The 7894-nt window shown below is 33.7% G+C and carries 6 protein-coding genes; 2 read left to right on the top strand and 4 right to left on the bottom strand.

Annotation, left to right across the window (positions count from 1 at the left end; translation table 11 throughout):
• Both ACOYLP_RS09555 and ACOYLP_RS09550 read left to right on the top strand, forming a co-directional pair.
• Positions 1 to 1729 (top strand): TonB-dependent receptor (locus ACOYLP_RS09555; RefSeq protein ID WP_422855944.1); only part of this gene is annotated, 1729 nt, incomplete at its 5' end.
• Between the two features lie 37 nt (positions 1730 to 1766).
• Positions 1767 to 2480 carry a hypothetical protein gene (locus ACOYLP_RS09550; RefSeq protein ID WP_422855943.1) on the top strand — a complete coding sequence of 238 codons (714 nt, stop codon included), beginning with the start codon at positions 1767 to 1769 and terminating at the stop codon, positions 2478 to 2480.
• On the opposite strand, the gene ACOYLP_RS09545 is transcribed toward ACOYLP_RS09550, so the two are convergent.
• The 4 genes from ACOYLP_RS09545 to ACOYLP_RS09530 form a co-directional block, all read right to left on the bottom strand.
• Positions 2481 to 4310, bottom strand: a complete 1830-nt coding sequence (locus ACOYLP_RS09545; RefSeq protein ID WP_422855942.1) for an ABC transporter ATP-binding protein — start codon at positions 4308 to 4310, stop codon at positions 2481 to 2483. It abuts the gene before it with no gap.
• On the bottom strand, positions 4310 to 6037 hold the full coding sequence (locus ACOYLP_RS09540) for a phospho-sugar mutase (protein WP_422855941.1): 1728 nt from the start codon (positions 6035 to 6037) through the stop codon (positions 4310 to 4312). Before ACOYLP_RS09540 ends, ACOYLP_RS09545 begins: the two co-directional genes overlap by 1 nt.
• Positions 6038 to 6130: 93 nt before the next feature.
• Positions 6131 to 7090, bottom strand: coding sequence for a glycosyltransferase family 2 protein (locus tag ACOYLP_RS09535; protein ID WP_422855940.1), 960 nt, complete (start codon positions 7088 to 7090; stop codon positions 6131 to 6133).
• Positions 7091 to 7627 (bottom strand): DUF4199 domain-containing protein, encoded by a 537-nt coding sequence (locus tag ACOYLP_RS09530; protein ID WP_422855939.1) that lies wholly within the window; start codon positions 7625 to 7627, stop codon positions 7091 to 7093.
• Positions 7628 to 7894 lie beyond the last annotated feature (267 nt).

Here is a 7894-nt window from a genome sequence, read left to right as displayed (position 1 = left end):
AATCTCTAAGAATAAAAAATGGTCAGCTATTACTGGAATCCGTTATCGCGATAATTCACTTTTGGTCAACAGTCAGGAAACTCAAACTAATTTCAGACCAACATTTGTCGATGTTCAAACTAACGTTAATTTCAATCCAAATGAAAAATGGCAATTTAGTTTTCTTGGCAATGTTTCCCAAAATATTTACAATTATCAGCCATTAACCCGTCAGACTAATTTTGGAACTATTGACGAACCAATTGCTTTACAAGTTTTTTATGAAGGCCAGGAAAATGACAAATATCAAACGCTGTTTGGGGCTTTCAAAACCAATTATGTTGCAAATGAAAATAACACGTTTAGATTAATAAGTTCAATTTATCACACCCAAGAACAAGAATATTTTGATATTTATGCAGCCTATTTTTTGGGAGAAGTTGATACTAATATTGGTTCAGAAACATTAGGGCAGGTTACGTTTAATCGAGGCATCGGAACGCAATTAAACCACGCCCGAAACGATTTAGATGCTTTAATTGTTAATGCAGAAATTAAAGGAACACACCAAATTAATAATAAGAAGCACCAAATAGATTGGGGTTTTAAATACACTCGCGAAAATATTCGAGACCGAATAGTAGAATGGGAAGTTATTGACTCTGCAGGTTTTAATATTAACCCGCCAATAATTGACATTCCAAATGACCAGCCTTACAATCCGTATGTTGGTCCGCTTGTTCCTTATCAGAATGTTAGAGCCACCAATTTTGTTGATATCGATAGATTTTCCGGATTTGCACAATGGAACACTAAAACTAAAATTGGAGAAAATCAATTCTGGGTTACAGCTGGTGCCCGTTTTCATAGTTGGTTAGTTTCTGGTGATGCCATTTCTGGTGCAAAAAGACAAACTGTTTTTAGTCCGAGAGCACAATTCGCATTAAAACCTGATTGGGAAAAAGATATGCTTTTCAGATTTTCTGTTGGTTATTATCATCAACCACCATTTTATCGTGAGTTGAGAGATCAAAATGGCGCAGTAAATCCGAATGTGAAAGCACAACAATCGATTCATTTTGTTTTGAGTAATGATTTTAATTTTAAAATGAATAATCGTCCGTTCAAATTGGTTACCGAAGCGTATTATAAAACAATGACAGATGTAAACACCTATACGTTAGAAAACGTCAGAATTCGTTATCGAGCTAATAATGATGCAGTGGCTTATGCTTATGGTTTCGACATGCGATTGAATGGAGAATTTGTTCCTGGAACAGAATCTTGGTTGAGTTTTGGGTATATGAAGACAGAAGAAAATCAAAACGATAGAGGTTATATTGCCCGTCCGACTGATCAACGATTAAAATTTGGAATTCTATTTCAGGATTATATGCCCAATATTCCGAATATGAAATTGTATATGAATTTGGTTTACAATACCGGTTTGCCTGGCGGTTCGCCTTCTTATGCGGATCCTTATGTATATCAAAGCCGTTTGCGAGATTACCGTCGTGCCGATGTTGGTTTTTCGTATGTATTGACCGAAAGAAACAATGAAAGACGAGAAAGACATTGGCTAAAGAAATTCAAAGATTTATCGGTTGGATTTGAAATTTACAATTTGTTTAATAACCAAAATGCAATAACCAATACCTGGGTTCGCGATGTGTATACTAAAAATCAATACGGCATTCCAAATTATATGACTACTCGGGTTTTCAATGTTAAGTTAACGGCGAAATTGTAGAAATAATTCACTAATTTTGGGCATCAATTTTATGAAAATGAAAAATTTATTTCTGTATATCGCTATGGTTTTTGTTGGTCTTTTTGTAAGCTGCAAAAAAGAAGCAGCAGAAAAGCCTAAAGTTACTTACGAAACAACTTCAAAAGCAAGACCTGAAGTCTTGTCTGATACCAATCAGATTGAGGTAGCTGATTTGCCGATCAATATGGAGGGAACTAACTTCCTAATTCACCCAATTGGTGTGATGTCAGGTAACGGAAAAGGAATAAAATCTTCGTACGATTCAGAGCATGGTTTTACTGTTTCTAATTATGGTGAATACCAAATTACAGGTTATTTGAAGAATTTGAAGTTTCAGGAAATAGGGAAGGACACGATTAATACTTTGACAGACAAACAAATTTTAATTGAAACGGCAACGTATTTAAAGACTTTTGCTGATAAAAGCAAACAGCAATTATTGGTCTATTCTTTGGCTGATATGGATACAAATAAAGACGGAAAGTTAGATAATAGCGATATAAAATCCTTGTACTTAAGTACGATTTCAGGTCAAAAATTCACCAAACTTTCCGCCGATTTTCAAGAATTAATCGATTGGAAAATCATCGAATCTAAAAACCTTCTTTATTTCAGAACCGTTGAGGATACCAATAAAAATGGCGAGTTTGATGCAAAAGACAGCATTCAATATCAGTTTGTGAATTTATTGGATAAAGAGTGGAAAGTAATTAGTTACAAGCCAATTTAATTAGTCAAAAGATTGCATCGAAACCAATTTAGAATAGGTTCCGTTTTTGGCTAAAAGCTCCTCGTGATTTCCTTGCTCTACAATTTTTCCTTTTTGCATTACCACAATGATATCTGCTTTTTGAATAGTTGAAAGTCGATGTGCAATGACAATGGACGTTCTGTTTTGCATCATATTTTCCAGGGCAATTTGTACCAATCTTTCGCTTTCCGTATCCAAAGCAGAAGTAGCTTCATCCAAAATCATTATTGGAGGATTTTTCAGAACAGCACGCGCAATAGACAAACGTTGTTTTTGTCCACCCGAAAGTTTGTTTCCGCTGTCGCCAATATTTGTATAAATTCCGTCAGGTAACTCTTTTACAAATTCATGTGCGTTTGCAATTTCCAAAGCAGCAATTACGTCATCATCGGTTGCGTCAATTTTTCCTAATGAAATATTCGCTTTAATAGTATCGTTAAATAATATTGAATCCTGTGTTACCAAGCCCATCAAACTTCGAAGCGAATTCAAATCGATGTCTTTGATGTCAACATTATCAATAGTTATTTTACCTTGATTAACATCGTAAAAACGAGTTAATAAATTGGCAATTGTACTTTTTCCACTTCCGGATTGCCCAACTAAAGCGACAGTCTTTCCTTTTGGAACATGAAGCGAAAAGTCTTTCAATACATTTTCTTCGTGATATCTGAAGTTGATGTTTTCTAAAGAAATTCCGGTTTCGAAAGTATCTTTATGAACAGCATTTTCTTTAGAGGTAATAGTGTTTTCTTCTTCCATCAATGTAAATACTCTCTCGGCCGCAGCTAAACCGGTTTTTACCTGATAAGAAGCTTTTGAAATATTTTTGGCCGGAGTTAAAATGGTATAAGCTAAAGCTATATACCCAATGAAAGCAGTACTAGCTAACGATTTTTCAACCAAAACCATATAACCACCGTACCATAAAAGTACCGCAATGGTAAGAATTCCGAGGAATTCACTCATCGGTGAAGCCAAATTACTTTTGTTTCCGATACTGTTGGATAACTGTTGTAATTTTTTAACCGAATTGTTGAATTTAGATATGAAAAGATTCTCAGCATTATAGCTTTTAACGACTTTCATTCCGCCCAAAGTTTCGTCTAAAATTGAAATAAAATAACCGGTTTCCTGTTGTGCTTTGGTGGATTTAGCTTTCAGATTTTTTCCAATTCTTGAAATAATTAAACCTGAAATTGGGATAAAAATAAATACGAATAGTGTCAGTTTAGAACTTATTGCCAACATAGCAACAATAGAAAAAATGATAGTCAACGGTTCACGCACTACTAACTCTAATACCTGAAAAAAGGAATTTTGCACTTCGTTAATATCGCCAAGCATTCTCGACATTACATCGCCTTTTCTAGCGTCGGAATAGTAAGAAACAGGAAGATGAATAATTTTTCGGTATAATTTTTCTCGTAAGTCTTTCAAAACACCTGTTCTTAATCTTGTTACATGAAAAGAAGCCAAATAATTAAAGATATTTTTCAGTAAAAAAATTACAATTACAATGGATACTACAAGTAAAAGTGCATATTCTTCGCCTCTTTCTGTTGATAATTTTGTAATATAATAATTCAGTAAATCTTCGCCATATTTACCTAAATAGCCAATACCTTTATAAGTTGGATGGACTGTCACTTGTTCCGTTTCTTTAAAAAGTACTTTTAAAGTTGGTATTATAGAAACCATCCCAAGTGTAGAGAACATGGCGTAAAATATATTGAAGACAATGTTTAGAATTACATTTTTCTTATACTTTAGCGCAAATGGAATTAGTTTTTTAAGATTATTATCCATTAGTTCAATTGCATTTCTGAAATTATGTTTGCGATTTTAGTATCTAAATGTGCATGAGCAGCGGGAATTTCATCCAAACTTTCGATAGCGGTATTTACACTAAAATAGAATTTTATTTTTGGTTCAGTGCCACTTGGACGTGCACAAATTTTAGAACCGTCTTCTAAATAATAAATCAGTACATCCGATTTTGGAATGAATAACGTTTCCGTTTCATTTGTCAAAAGATTTCGTGCTGTCGAGTTCTGATAATCTTCTACCATAATTACACGTTGCCCATTGATTTCTGAAACTGGATTTTCACGCATGTCAACCATCATTTGCTTGATTTCGTTTGCGCCTTCTATACCTTTTTTAGTTATCGAAATTAAATGTTCTTTATAGAAACCATAGTCTAAATATAGTTGTTCTAGTTCTTTATAGACAGAACTTCCTTTTTCTTTTGCCTGAGCCGCAATTTCGCACATTAATAAAATTGCTCCAACTGCATCTTTATCGCGAACAGCGTCGCCAACCATGTAACCAAAACTTTCTTCGCCTCCACCAATAAATTCAAGTTCGGGAAAATCACGGATGAATTTGGCAATCCATTTAAACCCTGTTAATCCAACTTTGCATTCTACATTGTAAGCTGAAGCTAATTCCAACATCATTGGTGTGGATACAATCGTTGAACCGATAAATTGTTTTCCGTTAATTCTTCCGGCTTTATGCCATTCTTGCAAAAGATAATGCGTCATCACAACCATAGTTTGATTTCCATTCAATAACTGCATTTCGCCTTTGTTATTTCTAACAGCAACCCCAAGTCGATCGCTATCAGGATCAGTTCCAAAAACGATATCTGCATTTATTTTATCTGCTAAATCCAAAGCCATTGTCAATGCTTCCGGTTCTTCTGGATTTGGAGAAACTACTGTTGGAAAATTTCCGTTTGGTTCTGCCTGTTCCGGAACAATATTAACATCAGTATAACCTGCTTTTTCTAATACTTTTGGAACCATTTTGATAGAAGTTCCATGTAACGAAGTGTAAGCGATTTTTAAATTCTTTCTTGCTTCTGCCGATGTGTTGAAACTTGCATTATCCACTGTCGATTTGGCGAAAGCTTCATCAACAGCAACATCAATATATTCAATAAGATTTTCGTTAGCGTCAAATTTGATTTCGCTATAATTTAAGTTTTCAATTACTTGAACAATTTCAACATCATTTGGAGGGACTATTTGTCCGCCATCTTGCCAATATACTTTGTATCCGTTGTATTCCGGTGGATTGTGTGAAGCTGTTAAAACAATTCCAGCATGGCAATTTAAATATTTTAATGTAAAAGATAATTCAGGAGTTGGTCGCATTTCTGAAAACAAATACACGTGAATTCCGTTTGCTGAAAAAACATCAGCAACGACTTTAGCTAGCGTATCGCTGTTATGTCTGCAATCATAAGCAATAGCAACTTTCAGTTGTTCACCGGGGAATGATTTTTTTAAATAATCGGATAAACCCTGAGTGTTTTTTCCAAGCGTGTATTTGTTGATTCGATTGGTTCCTACACCCATTATTCCTCGCATTCCACCCGTTCCAAACTCCAAATTTTTATAGAAACTTTCTTCTAAGTTTTTCGGAGAAGAAGTCATCATTTCTTTGATTTCGTCTTGTGTTTTTTTGTCAAACGTAGGTGTAAGCCATTCGTTTACTTTGTCTGCTATATTTTTTTCAATGTGCATAATCTAAATTTTATTTTTGTTTGAGGTTTTAGCTCCGCTCAGTTCCGCTTTAGCTTTGCTCAGTTCGCCTTTGGCTCGAGTGCCTTGGATGAATTATAAATTTACCTCTCCAGAAATTTTATAACGCTCTTCATTGTTTTTAGTTCTTAAAATGATTTCACCTAAAAATCCGGCTAAGAATAGTTGCGAACCAATAATCATTGCTGTTAAAGCGATATAAAAAAGTGGATTTGCAGCAACTAAAATAGTAGGTTCATGGAAAACAAATAATTTCATTAGTTTGATTCCAATAATCAAAAAAGTAGCTATAAAACCAATAATGAACATAATGACACCAAGTGCGCCAAAAAGATGCATCGGTCGTTTACCATATTTAGATAAAAACCAAATCGTTATTAAATCTAAAAAGCCATTGATAAAACGGCTCATTCCAAATTTTGATTCGCCATATTTTCGGGCTTGATGTATCACCACTTTTTCGCCTATTTTGGAGAATCCGGCATTTTTGGCCAAAACAGGAATGTAACGGTGCATTTCTCCTGATACTTCTATGTTTTTAACAACTATATTTTTATATGCTTTTAAGCCGCAGTTGAAATCATTAAGTTTAACGCCAGACGTTTTTCGTGCAGCCCAATTAAATAACTTGGAAGGCAAATTTTTACCTATAACCGAATCGTAACGTTTCTTTTTCCAACCTGAAACCAAATCATAATTTTGATTGGTTATCATGTTGAATAAATCAGGAATTTCCTCCGGACTATCTTGTAAATCCGCATCCATGGTAATAATTACGTCTCCTTTGGCTTTGGCAAAACCGGCATGTAGCGCTTGTGATTTTCCAAAATTGGTGAGAAAGCGAATTCCTTTTATATTTAGGTTTTCCTTAGAAATTTGTTCGATAATTTGCCACGACTCATCCGTACTTCCATCATCAATGAAAATAACTTCATAAGAATAATTATGGGTAGCCATTACTTTGACAATCCATTGGTGTAATTCAGGTAAGGATTCCTGTTCGTTAAGAAGCGGAATTATTATAGATAGATTCATTTATAATCCTTGAGATGAAGGTGATTTAGATTTAAAAATAGCTCCCAAAATTAAACCATAAATGGCAACAATTAGATAAACAAATAATAATCCCATAAATATATTTCCTAAGGAAAAATTATCCGCTTTTTGCAATTCGTTTATGGTTTGATTTAATGCTTCTTTCGGTGTTTCAAATTTTTCCATCATTTCAATAGTATATTTGATGGTCATTTCTTTTAGCGTTTCTTTGGCTTGAGGATCTATAAAATTAAACAAAGCGTAATTGTATAGAGCAGAAATAGTACTTCCAAGTGCTCCTGCAATAAAATAAACTGAAAAAGCATCTTTGAAACTTATGGTGTTATTTAGTTGTTTTTTAGTATCCGAAACTAAAAAAATACCAATCACAATATTTAAAATAAGGCTAATTCCTCCAAGCCACCAACTCATAAATAGCTTTAAATCTATTACGTAAATGAGAGTCGTGGATGCAATAGATATTAGACCTAAGATAGCGCTATATGTTATACCGTTTTTCTTAATAATTTCATTCATATTGTTTAGGTTTTGATTAATTAACAAATATAGTAATTCCGTAATTACTTTTCGGTAAGTACAAAACAATTAAAAAAAGTTACAGATTGGTTTGATTTTTAAAAAATAGTTGTATTTTTGCACACGCTAAATTAAAAAAGTAAGAATATTAAAAGTTGTAGCAAGTTTATACCTTTCAGAATGAAAGCTTCAAAACAAAACTACTTCATAACAATAAAAAGATTTACACAATGAAACAAGGAATTCACCCAGAAAATTACAGATTAG

This window comes from Flavobacterium sp. (genome assembly GCF_049318325.1).
Taxonomy (GTDB): Bacteria; Bacteroidota; Bacteroidia; order Flavobacteriales; family Flavobacteriaceae; genus Flavobacterium.
This window is presented reverse-complemented; position numbering and strand designations above follow the sequence as displayed.

Excerpts from the sequence above, each read along its gene's own strand:
- ACOYLP_RS09540 (WP_422855941.1), bottom strand. The coding sequence starts at position 6,037 with ATGCACATTGAAAAAAATATAGCAGACAAAGTAAACGAATGGCTTACA.
- ACOYLP_RS09535 (WP_422855940.1), bottom strand. The coding sequence starts at position 7,090 with ATGAATCTATCTATAATAATTCCGCTTCTTAACGAACAGGAATCCTTA.
- ACOYLP_RS09550 (WP_422855943.1), top strand. The coding sequence starts at position 1,767 with ATGAAAAATTTATTTCTGTATATCGCTATGGTTTTTGTTGGTCTTTTT.
- ACOYLP_RS09545 (WP_422855942.1), bottom strand. The coding sequence starts at position 4,310 with ATGGATAATAATCTTAAAAAACTAATTCCATTTGCGCTAAAGTATAAG.
- ACOYLP_RS09530 (WP_422855939.1), bottom strand. The coding sequence starts at position 7,627 with ATGAATGAAATTATTAAGAAAAACGGTATAACATATAGCGCTATCTTA.